This window comes from Streptomyces sp. NPDC055103 (assembly GCF_053607625.1).
Genome location: NZ_JBSGTX010000020.1, coordinates 35743 through 54013, shown reverse-complemented (window position 1 = coordinate 54013; position 18271 = coordinate 35743). Strand labels below are relative to the sequence as shown.

Below are 18271 nucleotides of genomic sequence, written 5' to 3'. Positions count from 1 at the left end.
CCCCACCCCCGTCCCACCCGTACGCGTCGAGGAGACACCCCACATGTCAGCGGAGCAGCCCACCCTTCCCCCCGTTCGGCTTCCCGCGGACGCGGAGCTGGCGCGGGACGCCCTGGCCGCGCCCCTCCTCGCCCGTGCCGTGCGGCTCGCCCTCTGGGCCGGACCCGAGACGCGGGTCGGCGCGGGCGGCGAGCTCGTCGACGAGCAACTGCCGGAGGCCGTCGACGTCCTGGACCTCACCGTCGGGGCCGACGGCACGTCCCTCGAAGGCGCCGAGTCCTTCGAGGAGTCCGTCGAGGAGGCCGAGATCCTCGCGGCCGACGCCTGGCGGCTCGCCGTCGACACCGGCCTCGTCGCCGTCGAGGACGGCGCGGACGACGAGACCCCCGGCGGGGCGGGGCCCGGCGAGAACCTGGCGCTGATCACCGGCGGTTCACCCCAGGACGTCCTCGGGATCTGGCTGGACGGCTTCGACGCGGTCTTCACCGACGCCCTCGTGCCCGTCCTCGACGACCTGGACACCCTCGTCGGCGAGGACGGCGAGATCGACCTGGAGTCGCTGGACTGGGACCCTGAGATGGAGGGCGAGTTCCTGGAGGGCGTGCTCGGCAACCTCTACCTCCTCACCGTCAGCGAGGGCGGCCCCGGCGAGGGACCCGTGCCGCTGCCCGCGCTCGCCGCGTCGATGGTCGTCCCCGACGACATGGGCGAACCGACCGACGACGTCCTGGAGCAGGTCTCGGACGCGATGATGCGGCTCGACGAGCAGTTCCGCCTCCTGGAGGCCATCGGGCTCGTCGAGTACCAGCCCGTCGACGAGGCCCTGATGGCCGAGGAGGGTGAGGAGCCCGCCGCGCCGGTCGACGACGACGACGTCTCGCGGTACGGCATGGTCCGGCTCACCCCGCTCGGGCTCTACGGCGTCCGGGCCCGGATGCTCGACGTCGGCGTGGACGCGCCCGCCGTCGGCGACCTCGCCGACAAGGGCGCCGACGCGCTCCTCGGCGGGATCGCCGGATACCCCGAGGCCGCCGCCCGTGCCGAGACCGCCGCGTGGCTCTCCGGCCGTGACGTCGTGACCGCGGCGCGGGAGCTGCTGGCCGCGGCGCGGGGCGCGGACGCGGGTTCGCCGCTGCGCCGCCTCCACTGCCAGCAGGCGCTCGCCCTGGTGGGCACCGAGGCGGAGCCCGCGGTCCGCGAGGTCCTGGACGACCCGGAGCTCGGCGGCCTGGCGCGGGTCTGGCTCGCGGAGCGCGGCGCGGCGGACGTGCCCGCGCCGTCGGAGTCGATGATCTTCTGGCTGGCGATCGACACGATCGCGGCGCAGCTCGACGCGGACGGCGACCTGGAGGAGCTCCAGGAGCTGATCGAGGGGCTCACGGGCCGGCACAGCGGCTTCTTCGAAGCGGCGTGGCGGGTGGAGCACCCGGCGACGGCGGAGGTCCTGGAGGCGATGGGCCGCCTGCACCGTGACAAGACGGCGGCGAAGGAGGCCCGCAAGTCGGCCTTCAAGGCCCGGTCGCGGTCTGGGTCCTGAGGATCCGGGGGCGACGGGTTCGGGGCGGGGTCCTGAGGGTGGGGGCGGCGGCGGGTTTCGGCCGGTGTCCTGAGCGTTCGGGCGTCTGAGGATTCGGGTCCGGTTCCCGGGGGTTCGGGCTTCGGCGGGACCCGGCGGGTTCCGGACGGTCCGGGCTTCAGTGGGACCCGGCGGGTCCCTGACGGTTCGGGCGGCGACGGGTCCCGGCCGGGTTCCGACGGTTCGGGTGGCGGTCTCTCGTGTGTTGCCCGGCGGGCGTTTCCGCCGTGTTCAGCTTCTGTTCGCGGGGGCGCGGCAGGGTGACCGGCGAGATCCGGCCGTCACAGGGAGACCCGCACACCATGCCTCTCAACCGCAGAGAGTTCACCAAGCAGTCCGCCGTCGCTGGTGCGGGGCTCGCCCTCACCGGTGTCGTCGGCGCTCTCGCCACCGCGCCCGAGGCGCTCGCCTCGGACGAGCCGGAGGCGTACGGAGCCGGGGACGGCCAGGATCACGGCCAGGGCCACGGGCACGGCCACGCGCTCGGTTACGGGCCGCTCGTCGCCGACCCCGAGGGTCTCGTCGCCCTCCCCGCCGGGTTCTCGTACCGCGTCGTCACGCACAGCGGCGTCACGCACCTGGAGAGCGGCGAGTTCACGCCGTCCAACCACGACGGCACCGCGGCCTTCGCCGGCCCGCGCGGCACCACGTACCTGGTGAACAACCACGAGCTCAAGGGCCCCCGCTCCAAGTGGGCCCACCCGGTCCCGCTCACCGAGGGCCTCGTCTACGACCCGGCCGCCGCCGGCGGCTGCACGGTCGTCGAGGTGCACCGCGACGGCACCGTCGCCGAGTGGGTCGGCATCGCCGGCACCTCCACCAACTGCGCGGGCGGCGCCACGGCCTGGGGCACCTGGCTCACCGGCGAGGAGAACTCCGACCTCGCGGGCGTCAACGGCATGACCAAGGACCACGGCTACATCTTCGAGGTCGACCCGCGCGACCGGCGCGCCAACCGCGACCCGCAGCCGATCAAGGCCTTCGGCCGCTACGACCACGAGGCCGTCGTCATCGACCCCCGGCGCGGCCACGCCTACCTCACCGAGGACGCCTCGAAGCCCAACGGCCTGCTCTTCCGCTGGGTGCCGCCGGAGGGCTTCGAGCACGGGCGCGGCAGGCTCCGTACGCTCGCCGACGACGCCGGCGTCCTCCAGGCCTTCAAGTGCACCGACTCCGGCGGCCGCTTCGTCGACGACCTGTCCCGCGCCACCCGGATCGGCACCGTCTACGGCGTCGACTGGGTCGACGTCCCCGACCGCGACGGCCGCACCGTCCCCGTCCGCCGGCAGTTCGGCCCGACCGAGGTCACCCGCGCCCGCAAGCTGGAGGGCATGTGGTGGGCCGACGGCGGCGCCTACGTCGTCTCCTCCTACGCGCGCGACGAGAGCCCGGGCGCCGCGCACGACGGCCAGGTCTGGTTCTACGACCCCAAGCGCCGCACCCTCACCCTGAAGGTGCTGCTCGGCGTGAACGCGGCCCCCGACGAGGACGGCGCCTACGACGGCCCCGACAACATCACCGTCTCCCCGTACGGCGGGATCGTCATCGCCGAGGACGGCGAGGGCGTGCAGCACCTCTTCGGTGCCACCGACTCCGGCCGGACGTACCCGATCGCCCGTAACGACCTCAACGACAGCGAGTTCACCGGGGTCTGCTTCTCGCCCGACGGCGACACACTCTTCGCCAGCGTCCAGAACCCGGGCATCCTGATCGCGATCACCGGCCCCTGGCGCCGCCAGCCCCGCCGCTGAGCCCCGGGGAGGGGCGGACCCCGGGGGCCCGGCCGCCCGAGCCCCCGGGCCCGGCCGCCCGAGCCCCCGGGACCGGCCGCCCGGGGCCGGCTCTCCGAGCCCCCGGCTGCCCTTTCGGCCCTCGGGGTGTGCCTCTCTGACCGCTGGTCAGGTCCATGGGCTGACATCTAACATGTCAGCCCATGGACGCACTGAGGCCCGTGGGCCGGACCCTTCTGCGCGACCGGGCGTACGAGGCGCTCCGCGAGGCCATCGTTCGCGGTGACCTCGCCCCCGGAGCCCCGCTGAAGGACGCCGACCTCGCGGAGCTCCTCGGGCTCTCGCGCGCACCCGTGCGCGAAGCCCTGGCCCGGCTCTGCGCCGAGGGGCTCGTCGAGTCCAAACCGCAGAGCTACACCCGGGTCACCCGGCCGGTCAGCCGGGTGGTCCGCGACGCCGCCTCCGTCGTGCGCGTGATGCACGAACTCGCCGCGCGCACCGGCGTACCGCTGCTCGGCCCCGAGGGCGTCCGGGCCATGCGCGAGGCCAACGAGCGCTTCGCGGCCGCCGTCCGCGACTCCGACGTCGAGGCCGCGCTCCGCGCCGACGACGAGCTCCACCAGATCCTCGTCGTCGCCAGCGGCAACCACGCGGCCGCCGCCACCATCGCCCGCTACACCCCGCTCATCCGCCGCGTCGAGCGGCGGCTCTTCGGCGACTCCGGCAGCTGCGGATCGGCCGAGCTGCACGCCCGGCTGATCGACGCGTGCGCGAGCGGGGACGCGGAGGCTGCGGTCCGGATCACCACGGAGATCTGGGCGGCGCTCGAACAACTCGCGGACGACGCCGTCGAGGTGGCCGAGGTCACCGGCATCCCGGCCCCCGCCGTTCCGCAGGACACCCCCTAGGGGCGCCCTGTCGATCGGCCGGGGGCCCGACCGGCTCGCGGGGCGATCGACAGGACCTCCCCGTCAGCCCTCAACCACCGGGAGCCGTTGTGCCGATCTCCGATTTCGAACGCTACCCGCTCCTCTTCGGGCCCTCCCCGGTCCACCCCCTGGAACGGCTCACCCACCACCTCGGCGGCGCCACGCTCTGGGCCAAGCGCGAGGACTGCAACTCCGGTGTCGCGTACGGCGGGAACAAGACCCGCAAGCTGGAGTACCTGGTCGCCGACGCCCTCGCGCAGGGCTGCGACACCCTCGTCTCCATAGGCGGGGTCCAGTCCAACCACACCCGCCAGGTCGCCGCCGTCGCCGCCCGCGCCGGGCTGCGCTGCGTCCTCGTGCAGGAGAGCTGGGTCGACTGGCCGGACTCCGTCTACGACAAGGTCGGCAACATCCTGATCAGCCGCCTCGCCGGCGCCGACGTGCGACTCGTGCGGGCGGGCTTCGGCATCGGCTTCAAGGAGAGCTGGGAGCAGGCCCTGCGGGAGGTCGAGGAGGGCGGCGGGAAGCCGTACGCGATCCCGGCGGGCGCCTCCGACCACCGGCTCGGCGGCCTCGGCTTCGCGAACTGGGCGTACGAGGTGGCCGAGCAGGAGCGTGAGCTCGGCGTCTTCTTCGACACGGTGGTCGTCTGCTCGGTGACCGGCTCCACCCAGGCCGGGATGGTCGCGGGCTTCGCCGCGCTCGCCGAGGAGGGCGGCCCGGCCCGCCGGATCATCGGCGTCGACGCCTCGGCGAAGCCCGGCCCGACGCACGAGCAGATCACCCGCATCGCCCGCGACACCGCCGCGCTCATCGGCGTCGAGCGGGAGGTGACGGCGGCCGACGTCGAGCTGGACGAGCGCTACCACGCCGGGGTGTACGGCGTCCCGGACGAGGCCACCCTCGACGCGATGCGGCTCGCCGCCCGCACCGAGGGCATGGTCACCGACCCCGTCTACGAGGGGAAGTCGATGGCGGGCCTGGTCGACCTGGTGGAGCGGGGGGAGATCGGCCGGGACTCGACCGTGCTCTACGCCCACCTCGGCGGCCAGCCCGCCCTCAACGCCTACAGCGCCCTGTTCTCGTAGCGGCGCGGGGGAGCCGGCCGCTCAGAGCGACTGGGCGGCCGGCTTCACCATGCCCCGGACCGTCCGCGACTTCACGAACTCGCCCATCGCCGTCATCTCCCACTCGCCGGTGAACTGCTTGATCAGCTTGGCCATCATCACGCCGGTCTGCGGCTCGGCGGAGGTCAGGTCGAAGCGGACCAGCTCCTCGCCGGTCGCGGCGTCGATCAGCCGGCAGTAGGCCTTGGCGACGTCGGTGAACTTCTGGCCGGAGAAGGAGTTGACCGTGAAGACCAGGCCGGTGGTGTCGGCGGGCAGCCGGCCGAGGTCGACGACGATCACCTCGTCGTCGCCCGCGCCCTCGCCCGTGAGGTTGTCGCCGGAGTGCTTGATCGAGCCGTTGAGGATGGACAGCTTGCCGAAGTAGCAGCTGTCGAGGTGGTTGCGCTGCGGCCCGTACGCGATGACGGAGGCGTCCAGGTCGATGTCCTTGCCGCGGTAGGCGGGCTCCCAGCCGAGGCCCATCTTGACCTGGGAGAGCAGCGGCCGGCCGCCCTTGACCAGGGACACCGTCTGGTTCTTCTGGAGGCTGACCCGGCCCTTGTCGAGGTTGATCTTGCCGGTGGAGACGGGGGCCCCGGCGGGGGCCGCCGGGGGAGCGGCCGGGGCCGGGGGCGCCGAGGCCGCGATCCGCGGGTCCAGCGGGGCGGCGACGGGCGGCGCGGGCGGGACCGGCGGGGCGACGGGGGCCGCGGCGACGGGCGCCGGGGCCGGGGCGGCGGCGGGCTCGTCGTCCACGGAGACGCCGAAGTCCGTCGCGATGCCGGCCAGCCCGTTCGCGTACCCCTGGCCCACGGCGCGGGCCTTCCACGCGCCGTTGCGCAGGTAGACCTCGACGACGACCAGCGCCGTCTCCGTGCCGAGCCGCGGCGGGGTGAAGGTGGCGAGGACGGTGCCGTCGTCCGCGTTGCGCAGGGTCGCCGTGGGCTCGACGCCCTGGAAGGTCTGGCCCGCGGCGTCGGGGCTCGCCGTGACGACGATCCTCTCGATGCCGGCCGGGATCGAGGCGGTGTCGACCACGATCGCGTCGGGCGCGGTGCCGCCGCCGGAGCGGTAGGTCACACCGGGCCCCGCGGGCTGGTTGTAGAAGATGAAGTCGTCGTCCGAGCGCACCTTGCCGTTGGCGCCGAGCAGCAGGCCCGAGACGTCGAGCCGCACCGGGGCGGCGACGTCCACCGCCACGCGCGCGGCGGTGAGAGGGATGTTCGAGCCGGGGGTCATAGCGGTCATGCCAGGAGTAACGATCCGGACCGCTTTGCCGTTCCCTTACCCTCGCGGGGTTCGGCCACCTTGGTTACGCGGATGGTTCCCGGCCTGCCGTTCGTTGCCGAAGCGGTAGGAGCCCGTCCAGCGGGCCATGACCAGCTGGGCGTCCCCCGACTCCACCTCCGCGAGGAACTTCTCGGCCCGGCCGCCCCGCAGCACGCCGGCGGCACGTCCGTGGTGGGTGAGGGCGACGGAGCCGTCGCGGCGGTGCTCGTACGTGAATCCCCGGGGTCTCGGCATGCCGGGCATCCTGCCGTTCCCGGTCAGATCCGTCATATGAATATTCTTTCGACCCATGGGGACTGTGGGTGGGAGCTCGTTCCGCACGGGGGACGTCGACGAGGCGCGTGAGGAGCTCGACGCGCGCTACTACGCGAACCGCATGGACGTCGTCGACCGGCGGAGGCCCTTCGCGGCGCGCTTCGACACCGTCGCGCTCGGACCGTTGGTCATCGGCGACCTGAGCTGCGGGGCCGACGTGCGGATGAGCTTCGGGGAGCTCGGCGCGTACCACCTGAACGCGCCGCTCAGCGGGACGATGGAGATGCGCCAGGGCGGCCGCGGCCCGGTCGTCGCGACGGCCACCGAGGCGCTGCTCCTCGACCCGGCGGGGGACACCTTCCTCGACCGCTGGAGCGGGGACTGCCGGACCCTCTCGGTGAAGGTCGGGGCGGCCGAACTGCGCGACCGCCTGGAACGGCTGCTCGGCCGGCCCGTGACCGGTCCGCTCACCTTCGCTCCCCGCCTCGACATCACGCGCGGCCCCGGCCTGAGCTGGGTCCGCTTCGCCCGGCAGGTCGCCTACGAGGCCCTCGCGGGGGAGGGCCTCGCCCAGCACGAGCTGGTCGCGCGGCCGCTCCAGGAGGCCCTGCTCAACGGCCTGCTCCTGGCCGCCGAGCACCCCTGGCGCGAGGCGCTCGCCCACCCGGGGGAGGCGCGCCGCCCGGCCCCGGTCAAGCGGGCGATGGACGCGGTGCGGGAGCGCCCCGAGCACCCGTTCACGACCACCGAGCTCGCCGCCCTGGCCCGGGTGAGCGTGCGCCGCCTCCAGGAGTCCTTCCGGGAGTACGTGGGGATGTCGCCGATGGCGTTCGTGCGGGAGGTCCGCCTCGACCGGGTCCGCGAGGAGCTGCGGGCGGCCGCGCCGGACCAGGTGACCGTGAGCGAGGTGGCCTGGCGCTGGGGCTTCGCCCACCAGGGCCGTTTCGCCGCGCGCTACCGGGAGAAGTACGGCGAGTCCCCGTCCCTTACCCTGCGCGCGTCCGGCTGAGGACGGAACGCCCGAGAGCACCGCGCATTCCGGACAGAGGCCGCGTTCCGCGGCTCGCGATGATCTTCGTTCACGCTTAACGTGGACATGTCCGGTCTGCCAGCGCGCGCCGTGACCCGGGCCCCGGCCGGCACCCCCGTATTAAGTCCGGCCGGGTCCTGCGTACTCCCGCCCGCGGTCCCGTCAGTGCGGCCAGCGCGGCGGGTCCACGCAGAAGTGGCCGCCCAGGTAGAGGTCGTCGGCGCTGCCCTCCTCGGGGAGGCCCTTCTCGGCGATCAGCTTCTCCGCGTAGACCTCCGAGTCGTCCCGCGGGTCGAAGCCGAGGGCCCGGGCCGTCGAGAGGTCCCACCACGAGCGGGTGTTGGCGGAGGAGCCGTACACCACCGAGTGGCCCACTGCTTCCGCGGTGAGCGAGGCGTGCAGGAGACGGGCGCAGTCGGCGGGGCTGAGCCACATCGAGAGCATCCGCACCGAGGTGGGCTCCGGGAAGCAGGAGCCGATGCGTACGGAGACCGTCTCGATGCCGTGCCGGTCCCAGTAGAGCTGGGCCAGGTCCTCGCCGAAGCACTTGGAGAGGCCGTAGAAGGTGTCCGGGCGGTGCGGGGTGCCGACGGGGACCTGCGGTTCGCCCTCGCGGGGGCGGTGGGTGAAGCCGACCGCGTGGTTGCTGGAGGCGAAGACGACGCGCCGGACACCCTCCTCGCGGGCGGCCTCGTACAGGTGGAAGGTCCCGGCGATGTTGGCGGCCATGATCTTCTCGAAGTCGGCCTCCAGGGAGATCCCCGCCAGGTGCACGATCGCGTCGACGCCCCGGACCGCCTCGCGCAGCGCCGCGCGGTCCGCGAGGTCGGCGACGATCGCGTCCGGCGCGTCCTTCACGGGCGCGACGTCCAGGAGGCGGAGCTCGTAGCCGTACGGGGGCAACAGCTCCCGCATCAGCGTGCCGACGCCGCCGGCGGCGCCGGTGAGGAGGACGGTGCGGGGTGCGGACATGGAGTGGTTCTCCTCCGTCGAGTGCCATGCGACTGACTGTCGTTCACAACCGTGGACACGGTAGGAGGGGCCCGGCAGAGCGTCAAGAGCCGATGAGAGGAAGGGCATTCTCCTTGACCGGTGCTTCCGTGCTGTTCAAGAATATGGATGACAGTCATAACTGTGCACGACGGACTTCGGACTTCCCTGGGAGCGCCCGTGACCACTGCACCGCTCGCCGGCCGGCTCGACGGCCTGCTCTTCTTCCCCGTCACCGCCTTCGGGCCGGACGGCTCCCTCGACCTCGACGCCTTCCGCGCCCACGTCCGAGGCGGCGTCGCCGCGGGCGCCGCGGCCGTCTTCGCCTGCTGCGGCACGGGCGAGTTCCACGCCCTCACCCCCGAGGAGTTCCGGGACTGCGTCGCCGCCGCCGTCGAGGAGACCGCCGGCCGCGTCCCCGTCGTCGCCGGAGTCGGCTACGGCACCGCGCTCGCGATCCGGTACGCCCGGCTAGCCGAGGAGGCCGGCGCCGACGGCCTCCTCGCCATGCCCCCGTACCTCGTCGTGGCCGACCAGGCCGGACTGCTCCGCCACTACACCGAACTCGCCGCCGCCACCTCGCTCGACGTGATCGTCTACCAGCGGGACAACGCGATCCTCACCCCCGCGACCGCCGTCGCCCTCGCCCGCACCGACGGCGTCATCGGCCTCAAGGACGGCCTCGGCGACCTCGACCTCATGCAGCGCATCGTCAGCGCCGTCCGCGCCGAGGGCCTCGACCTGCTCTACTTCAACGGCCTGCCGACCGCCGAACTCACCTGCGCCGCCTACCGGGGCATCGGCGTCACCCTCTACTCCTCCGCCGTCTTCTGCTTCGCCCCCGACCTCGCCCTCGCCTTCCACCGCGCCCTCGCCACCGGCGACGACGCCACCGTGAACCTGCTCGTCGACGGCTTCTACCGGCCGCTCGTCGAACTCCGCGCCCAGGGCCGGGGATACGCCGTCTCGCTCGTCAAGGCGGCGGTACGCATGGAGGGCCTCGACGTCGGAGAGGTACGACCGCCCCTCAGCGAGCCCGCCCCCGAACACCTCCGGGAGCTCGCCCTGTTGATCGAGCGCGGCCGGACCCTCCTCAAGGAGGCCGGGGCGTGAGCGCCGAGGGGACGAGCCTGCGCGCCGGAGCCTTCGTCTACCCCTGGGACGTCGACGGCGACCCCGCCGCGCCCGGGCTCCTCGCGGAGCTGGGCCTCGCGCAGGTCACGCTCGCCGCCGCCTACCACTCCACCCGGGCGCTCAGCCCCCGCCACCCGGCCCACCGGATCGTCACCGCCGAGCACGCCGCCGTGCTCTACCCGCCGGACCCCGACCGCTGGGCGGGCCGCGCGCTCCGCCCGTACCCGGCGGGGGAGTGGGCTCCCGGCGACTCCTACGGGCGGGCCGCCGAGGCCCTCGCCCCCACCGGCCTCGCCGTGCACAGCTGGGTCGTCCTCGCCCACAACTCCCGGCTCGGCGCCGAACACCCCGAGACCTCCGTCGTCAACGCCTACGGCGACCGCTACCCCTGGGCCCCCTGCGTCGCCCGCCCCGACGTCCGCGCCCTGCTCGTCGACCTCGCGGCCGAGGCCGCCGTCCGCCCCGGCGCGGCCGGCACCGAACTGGAGTCCTGCGGCTGGTACGGCCTCGCCCACCTCCACGCCCACGACAAGACCTCCGGCATCCCGCTGGGCGACCGCGAGCAGTACCTGATGTCGCTGTGCTTCTGCCCCTCCTGCCGCGAGGGGTACGGGAACGGGGGCGCCGACCCCGACGAACTGGCCGCCGCCGTCCGCGACGCCCTCGCGCCCGTCTGGTCCGGCTCCGGCCCGGCGGGCGGACTCGGCGAACTGGAAGAACCCGCCCTGGCCTGGCGCGCCGGGACGGCCCGCTCCTTCCAGGAGGCCGCCGTGGCCGCCGTACGGGCCGCCGCCCCGCCCGGCTTCCGCGTCCTGCTGCACGCCGACCCCGACCCGTACCGCTGCGGCGCCGACGCGGGCACGGACCCGGCACACGTCCTCGCCCTCGCGGACGGGGTGGTCGCCCGCCCCGCGAAGGTCGCCGCCTTCGCGGACCGGGCCCGCCCCGGGACGGTCGTCGCCGCCAACCTCTCCGTCGTCACCGGCATGGGTGGCGCCCCCGACCGGCTGGCCCACGACGCCGAACGGGCCCGCGAGGCGGGAGCGACCGAACTCCGGCTCTACCACGCGGGACTGGCCTCGGACGGCGACCTGGAGGCGGTCCGCTCCGCCTTGCGGAAGCTGGGCTAGACCGCGCCCTGCCGGTCCTTCAGACGGCGCAGGGTCGAGGCGCGGGTGGCCGCGACATGGGCGCGGGCCAGGGACTCCGCCGTGGCCTCGTCGCCGTCGCGGACGGCCTCGTAGAGCCGCTCGTGGGCGCCGCACATCGGTTCGCCGTCCGACGCGGCCGAGGTGAGCCGGAAGAGCCGGCGCAGACGGGAGTCGAGCGGGGCCATCAGCTCCACCAGGAGCGGGTTCCCGGAGAGCTCGACGACGGCCCGGTGGAAGTCGGCGTTGAGGGAGACGGCCTCGCGGACGCTGCCGGACTCCGCCGCCCTCCGCGCCCCGGCGAGGAGCTCCTCCAGGGCGCGGAGCTCCTCGGGGCCCGCGTGCCGGGCGGCGAGGCGGGCGGCCAGGCCCTCCAGGTTCTCCCGTACGTCGAAGAGGTGCTCGGCGTCCTCCGGACCGAACTCCGTCACCACCGAGCCCCGGCGCGGCCGCACCGACAGGAAGCCCTCCGATTCGAGGCGCTGCATCGCCTCCCGCACCGGCACCCGCGAGACCCGCAGCTCCTCGGCGATCTCCCGCTCCACGAGCCGCGTCCCCGCCGGGTACTCCGCCTCGATGATCCGTTCGCGCAGCGCCTCGTAGACCCGCTCCCGCAGGGACCGTGGGGTGTCCCCGGCGGACGGGCCGGGGGCGGCGGGGCGAGGGCTCGTCATGGGGAGGGCTCCAGTCCGGCGGGCGGCGAGGGGAGGGGAGGGGAGGGGAGGGGTGGGGTGGCGGTCCGATCTTCGCAGACCCGTGGCCGGGCCCCAGTCGTCAGAGCAGGCGTCCGTCCGTCGCCACCACCGGGCCGTGGCCGAGCCCCTGCTGTCAGAGCAGGCGTCCGTCCCTCGCCACCACCCGGCCCGCGCGGACCACCAGGTCGCGGCGCTGCCGGTCGACCACCACCTGGGGGAGGCACTCGCCCTCGACGAGCATGAAGTCGGCGGGGGAGCCGACGCTCAGGTCGGCCCTCGGGAGGCCGAGGAGTTCCGCGCCCCCGTCGGCCGCGAGCCGGAAGCAGGCCTCCAGTTCCTCGTCGAGCCGTGCGTCCAGGGCCCAGGCCGCGAGCCAGGCGCGGTGCAGCATGTCCGCGTCGCCGAACGGGCTCCAGCTGTCCCGGACCCCGTCCGAGCCGAGCCCGACCCGTACCCCGCGCTCGGCGAGCCGCCGGAACGGCAGGATCGTCGTCACCGACAGGGCGACCGTGGTGAGGGAGATCCCGGACGCGGCGAGCAGGTCCGCCGTCTCGTCCAGCTCCCCTGCGGAGAGACCGGCGACCGCGAAGGCGTGCGCGACGCTCACCCGGCCCTGGAGGCCGAGGGCGCGGGTGCGGGCGGCGATGTCCCGCAGCGGGGCGAGGCCCTGCTCGCCCCGGTCGTGGAGGTGGATGTCGAGCCCGAGGCCGTGCTTCTCGGCGAGCGCGAAGACCGTGCCGAGCTGATCGCCCTCCCCGCCGTTCTCCCCGTCTCCCCGCGCGTCGAAGCCGGCCGGGTCGATGCCGCCGATGTGGGTGACGAGCCCGCTCGCGGCGGCCTCCGCCAGGAGCTCGGCCACCCCCGGCGTGCGGACCACTCCGTGCTGCGGGAAGGCGACCAGTTCCACGTCGACGATCCCGGCCAGCTTCCGGGCCGCCTCGGCGACCCCCTCGATCCCGGAGAGGCCGTAGGCCGGGGCCACGTCCGCGTGGGCGCGCATCGCCCGCGTGCCCTGGGCGGCCGCGTGGGACATCAGCCGCAGTGCCCGCTCGGCCACCGGGGTCGGGAGCGCGCGGCCCAGCTCCACGTCCCCGGCGACGTACTCGGCGATGCCGTGCGCCGGCCGCCTGCTCTGCCAGGGCTCGCCCCAGGACGTCTTGTCGGGGTGGATGTGGGCGTCGACCAGGGTCGGCAGGGCCAGCCGGCCGCCCCCGTCGACCCGCTCGACGGCGGCGCCCGGCGGGACCTCGTCCACGAGGAGACCGTCCACGGCGATCAGCTCGCGGGCCGGGCCCCCGAAGGGCCGTACGTCGTGGAACACGGTCGCGGTGCGGAGCGGCGGCGCGGTCACGGGGTCTCCTCGAAGGTTCTGGTGGCGGGTGTGCGGAAGGGGCATCCCTCTGTCCTGGTATACCACTTGCTGGTATACCACTGCTCCTTCCGTGAGCGGCCGGCTCCCGCCCCCGCCCCTCACCAGGCCAGGTCCTCCAGCGCGTCCAGGTCCGGCACCACCGCCGCCGTCGGCTCCGCGTCCGTGTCGTCCACCCGCAGTTCGGCCCAGATCGTCTTGCCGCGCCGGCCGTACCGCGTGCCCCAGCGCTCCGCGTACTGCGCCACCAGGTACAGCCCGCGCCCGCCCTCGTCGGTCGTCGTCGCGTGCCGCAGGTGCGGGGACGTGCTGCTGCCGTCCGAGACCTCGCAGATCAGCGAGCGGTCGAGGTCGTGGAGGAGCCGCACCCGGACCGGATCGGCGCCGTACCGCACCGCGTTCGTGATCAGCTCGCTGAGGATCAGCTCCGCCGTGAACGCGAGCCCGTCGAGCCCCCACTCCGACAGCTTCGCCGCCGCCGCGTTCCGTACGGGCGAGACCGCCGACGGGTCGCGCGCCACCTCCCACTCCGCGATCCGCTCCCGGTCGAACAGCCGGGTCCGCGCCACGAGCAGCGCGATGTCGTCGCGCGGCGAGGGCGAGAGCAGCGTCGCCAGGACGTCCGCGCAGGTCTGCTCCGGGGTCCGGTCCTGGCGGGCGAGCGTGGACCCCAGCAGCGCGAGACCGGCGTCCACGCCCCGCCCCCGGTCCTCCAGGAGCCCGTCCGTGAAGAGCACCAGCTTGCTCCCCTCCGGCAGCCACAGCTCCGTGGTCTCGAAGGGCGCGTCGCCCAGACCGAGCCCGAGCGGCAGCCCCGGGGACAGCTCGGGGAACTCGACCCGCCCGTCCGGGCGGACGAGCGCCGGTCCCGGATGTCCCGCGCTCGCCACCGCGCACCGCCCGGAGGCCGGGTCGTAGATCGCGTACAGACAGGTCGCGCCCGTGATGCCCTCGTCCCGCCGCCGTCCGTCGGGGTCCGGGCCCTCCCACTCGCGGTGGTCGATCCGGGCCGTCAGCTCGTCGAGATGGCCGAGGAGCTCGTCCGGCGGCACGTCGAGCGTCGAGAAGTTGTGCACGGCCGTCCGCAGCCGCCCCATCGTGGCCGCCGCGTGCAGCCCGTGCCCCACCACGTCCCCCACCACCAGCGCCACCCGCGCCCCCGGCAGCGGGATCACGTCGAACCAGTCGCCGCCCACCCCCGCCTTCGCCGGGAGGTAGCGATACGCCACCTCCACCGCGCTCTGCTCCGGCAGCACCCTCGGCAGCAGGCTCCGCTGGAGCGTCACCGCCATCGCGTGCTCCCGCGTGAACCGGCGCGCGTTGTCGATCGCCACCGCCGCCCGCGCCGCCAGCTCCTCCGCGAACGACAGGTCCTCCTCCCCGAACGGCTCCGGGGTGTCCGCGCGCCAGAAGTTGGCCATCCCGAGGACCACCCCGCGCGCCAGCAGCGGCACCGTGAGCAGCGAGTGCATCCCGTACGCGAGGGCCTGCGCCGCCCCCTCCGGGTCCTGCGCCCGCCAGCCCTCAGCCGAGGCCAGCTCCGCCTCCGCCACCGCGTGCCCGGCTGCCAGCGCCGTCGCCATCGGCGTGCTTGGCACGTCGAAGCTGATGGTGTCCCCGACCGGCTGGAGCGGCTGCTCGGGCCGCAGCCCGCTCAGTGCCGTCCGCCGCATCTCCGTGGCCGTGGCCGCGTCGCCCGGGGGCTCCTCCCCGCGCAGCACCGGTTCGAGGAGCTCGACCGTCGCGAAGTCCGCGAACCGCGGCACCGCCACCTCCGCCAGCTCCTCCGCCGTCCGTACGACCTCCAGCGTCGTCCCGATCCGCACCCCCGCCTCGTACAGCAGCTGGAGCCGGCCCCGGGCCACCGCCGCCCGGCCGGTCACGGCGGCCAGCTCGGTGGTGTCCCGCATCGTCATGACGCTCCCGGACTCGGAGTTGCCGGGGAGCGTGGGGCGGACGCTCACCGCGAGCAGCCGGTCGCCCGCCCGGTGCACCTCGTCCGTGGCCGCCCGCCCCGAGGTGAGGAGGTCGACCGTACGGGGATCGAGACCGAGCTCCGAGACGTGCCGCCGCTCCGAGTCCGCCGACAGACCGAGCAGCCGGCGCGCCTCGTCGTTGGCGAGCAGCAGCCGGTGGTCCGGGCCCACGATCAGGACGCCTTCGCGCACGGCGTGCAGGACCGCCTCGTGGTGCTCCTTCATGCGGGTCATCTCGGCGGGCCCGAGGCCGTGCGTCTGCCGCCGCAGCCGGCGGCTCACCAGGGCCGCCCCGCCCACGGCGAGGACCAGCGCGCTCGTTCCCGCGGCCGCGAGCACGAGGAGGCGGCCCTCCACGGACTGCGAGATGTTCTCCACCTCGATGCCGCTGCTGACCAGGCCCACGATCCGGCCCCGCTCGTCCACCACCGGGACCACGGCCCGTACCGCGTCGTTCGGCGCGCCCCGGAAGATCTCGGTGAAGGAGTTGCCGTCCACCGCCGCGCGCGAGAGGTCGCCGGTCGCCTTGGTGCCGATCAGGGAGGGATCCGAGTCCGTGTACCGCACCCCGTCGGGGCTCAGCACCGCCACGAAGTCGATCCGCGTGGCCAGCCGGATCTCCTCCGCCCTCTTCTGGAGCTCCGCCGTGGGATCGGGCGAGGCCAGCGCATCGGCGATGCCCGGGGAGCGCGCGACGGACTCCGCGACCGCGAGGGACCGGATCCGGGCGTCCTGCTCGGTGTCCTGCCGGGCCTGCTGGAAGGTGATGAACACCGCCGCCACGATCACCAGGAGGGCGATCAGCGCCTCCAGGGCGAAGACCTGGCCCGCGACGCTGCCCAGGCCGGTCCTGCCCTCCCGGCCGTCCCGGCCGTCCCGCCCCGCCCGGTCCGCCCTGCCGCCCCGGTCCGCCCCGCCGTCCCGGCCCGTCCTGCCGTCCCGGCCGCCGCGGCCCGCCCGGGCGTTCATCCCGTGCTCCGCGCGAGGAGCAGTGCCACGTCGTCCTGCGCGCCCGGCCGCCGCAGTGCCCGGAGCAGCATGTCGCAGGTCTCCTCCAGGGGCCCGCGCGCCCCGTCGAGCAGCCCGACGAGCACCGCGAGCCGGTCGTCGATCGCCTCGTCGCGGGTCTCGACGAGACCGTCCGTGTAGAGCACGAGCACGTCCCCGGGACGGAACGGGACCCGGGCCGTACGGAACGTGCCGCCGCCTACCCCCAGGGGCACCCCGGTCGAGAGCCGCACCAGCTCGGCCGGGCCCTCCGCCGGGATCCGCACGGGCGGCAGATGGCCGGCGTTCGCGATCCGGCACCGTCCGAGGCGGGGATCGTGCACGGCGAAGAGACAGGTCGCGATGTAGTGCTCCAGGCCCGCCGTGATCCGGTCCAGATGCCGCAGGACCTGCGCCGGCGACAGGTCGAGGTCCGCGAACGCGCAGGTGGCCGTCCGCAGCCGTCCCATCGTCGCCGCCGCGTCGATCCCGCTGCCCATCACGTCCCCGACGACGAGCGCCGTCTTGTCGTCGGGCAGCGGGATCACGTCGTACCAGTCGCCGCCGACCTCGCTCGACGCCTGCGCGGGCTGGTAACGGGCCGCGACCTCCAGACCCGCCCGGTCGGGGGGCGTGCCCGGCAGCAGACTGCGCTGGAGCGTCACCGCCGAGTTCCGCACGCTCTGGTACCAGCGGGCGTTGTCGATGCTGACCGCGGCGCGGGCCGCGAGCTCCGTCGCGAGCAGCACGTCGTCGCTGTCGAAGGGCAGCGGATTGCGGTCCCGCTTGAGGTCGAGCGCGCCGAGCACCTCCCCGCGCGCGATCAGCGGCACCGCCAGGTACGAGTGCACCCCGGCCCGCCGGAGCTGCTCCGCGGCCTCCGGGCTGCGCGCGATCCGGGGCAGGTCACCTGGGCCGACGCGCTCGATCAGGACCGGCAGTCCGGTGTGCACGCACCGGGTGACGAGCCGGTCCGCCCCGTACATCGCGACCGCCCCGGGCGGGTCCGCGGCCGGCAGCGCCTCCGTCGGACCCGAGGCCTTCACCGCGAGCGCCCGGAACAGCTCGGGGCCCGAATCGGGAGCGCCGGGCCTGCGCAGCGCGAGGACGGAGTCGAGGACGTCGACGGCCGCGATGTCCGCGAGCTCCGGCACCACGACCCCGGCCAGTTCGTCGGCCGTCCGGTCCACCTCCAGGGTGGTGCCGACCCGCGCCGAGGCGTCCGCGATGAGCGCGAGCCGCCGCCGGGACCGGCCGGCCTCCGCGTCCGCGTCGTGCCGCTCGGTCACGTCGATCACCGAGGCCGCGACCCCCAGGACCCGGCCCTCCGCCCCGTCCAGGCGGTAGAACGACACCGACCAGCTGTGCTCGCGGTCGGGATCCGCCGGGGTCCGCCCCCTCGTCTGGTGGTCGAGCAGCGGTCTGCCCGTGGCGAGGACCGTGCGCAGCGCCGCCTCCAGCGCCGCGCCGTCGACCTGCGGCAGCATGTCGGCGATCCGGCGCCCGAGGTGCAGCGCGGCCGGGATGCCGTTGATCCGCTCCAGGGCCGGGTTCACGAGGACGTACCGCAGGTCGGTGTCCAGGACGGCGAGGCCGATCGGCGACTGGGAGACCAGCCGGTCGGAGAGGGCGAGGCCGGTCTCGATCCGTTCGACGACGGAGTGGTCGGCGGCGATCCCCAGCGCGTACAGGCCGCCGAGGTCGTCGGTGAGCCGCATGTTGCGGAACTCCACGTCGACGGTGCTGCCGTCCTTGTGCCGTACGGGGAAGGTGCCCGCCCAGGCCGTGCCGCCGTGCAGCACCTCGCCGAAGAGGCGCATCGCCTCCTCGCGGTGCGCGGCGTCGACGATCAGCCGGGCCACGTACCGGCCCAGGGCCTCGTCGGTGCGGTAACCGAAGAGGTTCTCCGCCTGCGGACTCCAGAGCACGATCCGGCCGCGTGCGTCGACGACGACGGCCGCGACCCCGAGGACGTCGAGGAGCCCCTTGCCGTCGAACGGCACACCCGCCCGCCCCGCCGTCTCCGGGAAGGAACCGGCCGTCACACTGCCCT

General features: G+C 74.7%; 14 protein-coding genes. 7 read left to right on the top strand and 7 right to left on the bottom strand.

Features of this window, described 5'->3' with window-relative positions:
• Positions 1-43 precede the first annotated feature (43 nt).
• The 4 genes from ACWFR1_RS15285 to ACWFR1_RS15270 all read left to right on the top strand — a co-directional run bounded on the left by ACWFR1_RS15285 (position 44) and on the right by ACWFR1_RS15270 (position 5323).
• On the top strand, positions 44-1537 hold the full coding sequence (locus ACWFR1_RS15285) for a hypothetical protein (protein WP_453550925.1): 1494 nt from the start codon (positions 44-46) through the stop codon (positions 1535-1537).
• Between the two features lie 341 nt (positions 1538-1878).
• Positions 1879-3327 carry an alkaline phosphatase PhoX gene (locus ACWFR1_RS15280; RefSeq protein ID WP_453550923.1) on the top strand — a complete coding sequence of 483 codons (1449 nt, stop codon included), beginning with the start codon at positions 1879-1881 and terminating at the stop codon, positions 3325-3327.
• A 182-nt stretch (positions 3328-3509) separates the two neighbouring features.
• On the top strand, positions 3510-4214 hold the full coding sequence (locus tag ACWFR1_RS15275) for a GntR family transcriptional regulator (RefSeq protein ID WP_453550921.1): 705 nt from the start codon (positions 3510-3512) through the stop codon (positions 4212-4214).
• Between the two features lie 89 nt (positions 4215-4303).
• Positions 4304-5323 (top strand): 1-aminocyclopropane-1-carboxylate deaminase, encoded by a 1020-nt coding sequence (locus ACWFR1_RS15270; RefSeq protein WP_453550919.1) that lies wholly within the window; start codon positions 4304-4306, stop codon positions 5321-5323.
• A 21-nt stretch (positions 5324-5344) separates the two neighbouring features.
• On the opposite strand, the gene ACWFR1_RS15265 is transcribed toward ACWFR1_RS15270, so the two are convergent.
• Together ACWFR1_RS15265 and ACWFR1_RS15260 are read right to left on the bottom strand one after the other, a co-directional pair.
• Positions 5345-6592, bottom strand: a complete 1248-nt coding sequence (locus ACWFR1_RS15265) for a TerD family protein (RefSeq protein ID WP_453550917.1) — start codon at positions 6590-6592, stop codon at positions 5345-5347.
• Between the two features lie 36 nt (positions 6593-6628).
• Entirely contained in the window at positions 6629-6868 is a 240-nt protein-coding gene (locus ACWFR1_RS15260; RefSeq protein WP_453550915.1) for a hypothetical protein, read from the bottom strand.
• A gap of 55 nt (positions 6869-6923) precedes the next feature.
• Between ACWFR1_RS15260 and ACWFR1_RS15255 the strand changes: the two genes are divergently transcribed.
• The gene (locus ACWFR1_RS15255; RefSeq protein ID WP_453550913.1) at positions 6924-7898 is read left to right on the top strand and encodes an AraC family transcriptional regulator; all 975 of its coding nucleotides are present in this window, start codon (positions 6924-6926) and stop codon (positions 7896-7898) included.
• Between the two features lie 183 nt (positions 7899-8081).
• Here ACWFR1_RS15255 and ACWFR1_RS15250 read toward each other — a convergent pair whose 3' ends face one another.
• On the bottom strand, positions 8082-8891 hold the full coding sequence (locus tag ACWFR1_RS15250) for an NAD-dependent epimerase/dehydratase family protein (RefSeq protein ID WP_453550911.1): 810 nt from the start codon (positions 8889-8891) through the stop codon (positions 8082-8084).
• A gap of 198 nt (positions 8892-9089) precedes the next feature.
• Here ACWFR1_RS15250 and ACWFR1_RS15245 point away from each other — a divergent pair, with 198 nt between their 5' ends.
• Both ACWFR1_RS15245 and ACWFR1_RS15240 read left to right on the top strand, forming a co-directional pair.
• The gene (locus tag ACWFR1_RS15245) at positions 9090-10022 is read left to right on the top strand and encodes a 5-dehydro-4-deoxyglucarate dehydratase (protein WP_453550908.1); all 933 of its coding nucleotides are present in this window, start codon (positions 9090-9092) and stop codon (positions 10020-10022) included.
• A gap of 17 nt (positions 10023-10039) precedes the next feature.
• Entirely contained in the window at positions 10040-11173 is a 1134-nt protein-coding gene (locus ACWFR1_RS15240; RefSeq protein ID WP_453551054.1) for a hypothetical protein, read from the top strand.
• Here ACWFR1_RS15240 and ACWFR1_RS15235 read toward each other — a convergent pair.
• From ACWFR1_RS15235 to ACWFR1_RS15220, 4 genes are all read right to left on the bottom strand, one after another.
• Positions 11170-11865 carry a GntR family transcriptional regulator gene (locus ACWFR1_RS15235; protein ID WP_453550906.1) on the bottom strand — a complete coding sequence of 232 codons (696 nt, stop codon included), beginning with the start codon at positions 11863-11865 and terminating at the stop codon, positions 11170-11172. The genes ACWFR1_RS15240 and ACWFR1_RS15235 overlap by 4 nt on opposite strands.
• 154 nt (positions 11866-12019) lie before the next feature.
• Positions 12020-13282: an amidohydrolase gene (locus ACWFR1_RS15230; protein WP_453550904.1), complete on the bottom strand. Its 1263-nt coding sequence runs from the start codon at positions 13280-13282 to the stop codon at positions 12020-12022.
• 74 nt (positions 13283-13356) lie between these two features.
• Complete coding sequence (locus ACWFR1_RS15225) at positions 13357-16200, bottom strand: SpoIIE family protein phosphatase (RefSeq protein ID WP_453550902.1); 2844 nt, start codon at positions 16198-16200, stop codon at positions 13357-13359.
• Positions 16197-18263 carry a SpoIIE family protein phosphatase gene (locus ACWFR1_RS15220; RefSeq protein ID WP_453550900.1) on the bottom strand — a complete coding sequence of 689 codons (2067 nt, stop codon included), beginning with the start codon at positions 18261-18263 and terminating at the stop codon, positions 16197-16199. Before ACWFR1_RS15220 ends, ACWFR1_RS15225 begins: the two co-directional genes overlap by 4 nt.
• Positions 18264-18271 lie beyond the last annotated feature (8 nt).

Bases quoted from the DNA above. Each gene is read 5' to 3' on its own strand.
- ACWFR1_RS15255 (WP_453550913.1), top strand. From the start codon at position 6,924: ATGGGGACTGTGGGTGGGAGCTCGTTCCGCACGGGGGACGTCGACGAG.
- ACWFR1_RS15260 (WP_453550915.1), bottom strand. From the start codon at position 6,868: ATGCCGAGACCCCGGGGATTCACGTACGAGCACCGCCGCGACGGCTCC.
- ACWFR1_RS15280 (WP_453550923.1), top strand. From the start codon at position 1,879: ATGCCTCTCAACCGCAGAGAGTTCACCAAGCAGTCCGCCGTCGCTGGT.
- ACWFR1_RS15275 (WP_453550921.1), top strand. From the start codon at position 3,510: ATGGACGCACTGAGGCCCGTGGGCCGGACCCTTCTGCGCGACCGGGCG.
- ACWFR1_RS15225 (WP_453550902.1), bottom strand. From the start codon at position 16,200: ATGAACGCCCGGGCGGGCCGCGGCGGCCGGGACGGCAGGACGGGCCGG.
- ACWFR1_RS15250 (WP_453550911.1), bottom strand. From the start codon at position 8,891: ATGTCCGCACCCCGCACCGTCCTCCTCACCGGCGCCGCCGGCGGCGTC.
- ACWFR1_RS15235 (WP_453550906.1), bottom strand. From the start codon at position 11,865: ATGACGAGCCCTCGCCCCGCCGCCCCCGGCCCGTCCGCCGGGGACACC.
- ACWFR1_RS15230 (WP_453550904.1), bottom strand. From the start codon at position 13,282: ATGCCCCTTCCGCACACCCGCCACCAGAACCTTCGAGGAGACCCCGTG.
- ACWFR1_RS15265 (WP_453550917.1), bottom strand. From the start codon at position 6,592: ATGACCGCTATGACCCCCGGCTCGAACATCCCTCTCACCGCCGCGCGC.
- ACWFR1_RS15285 (WP_453550925.1), top strand. From the start codon at position 44: ATGTCAGCGGAGCAGCCCACCCTTCCCCCCGTTCGGCTTCCCGCGGAC.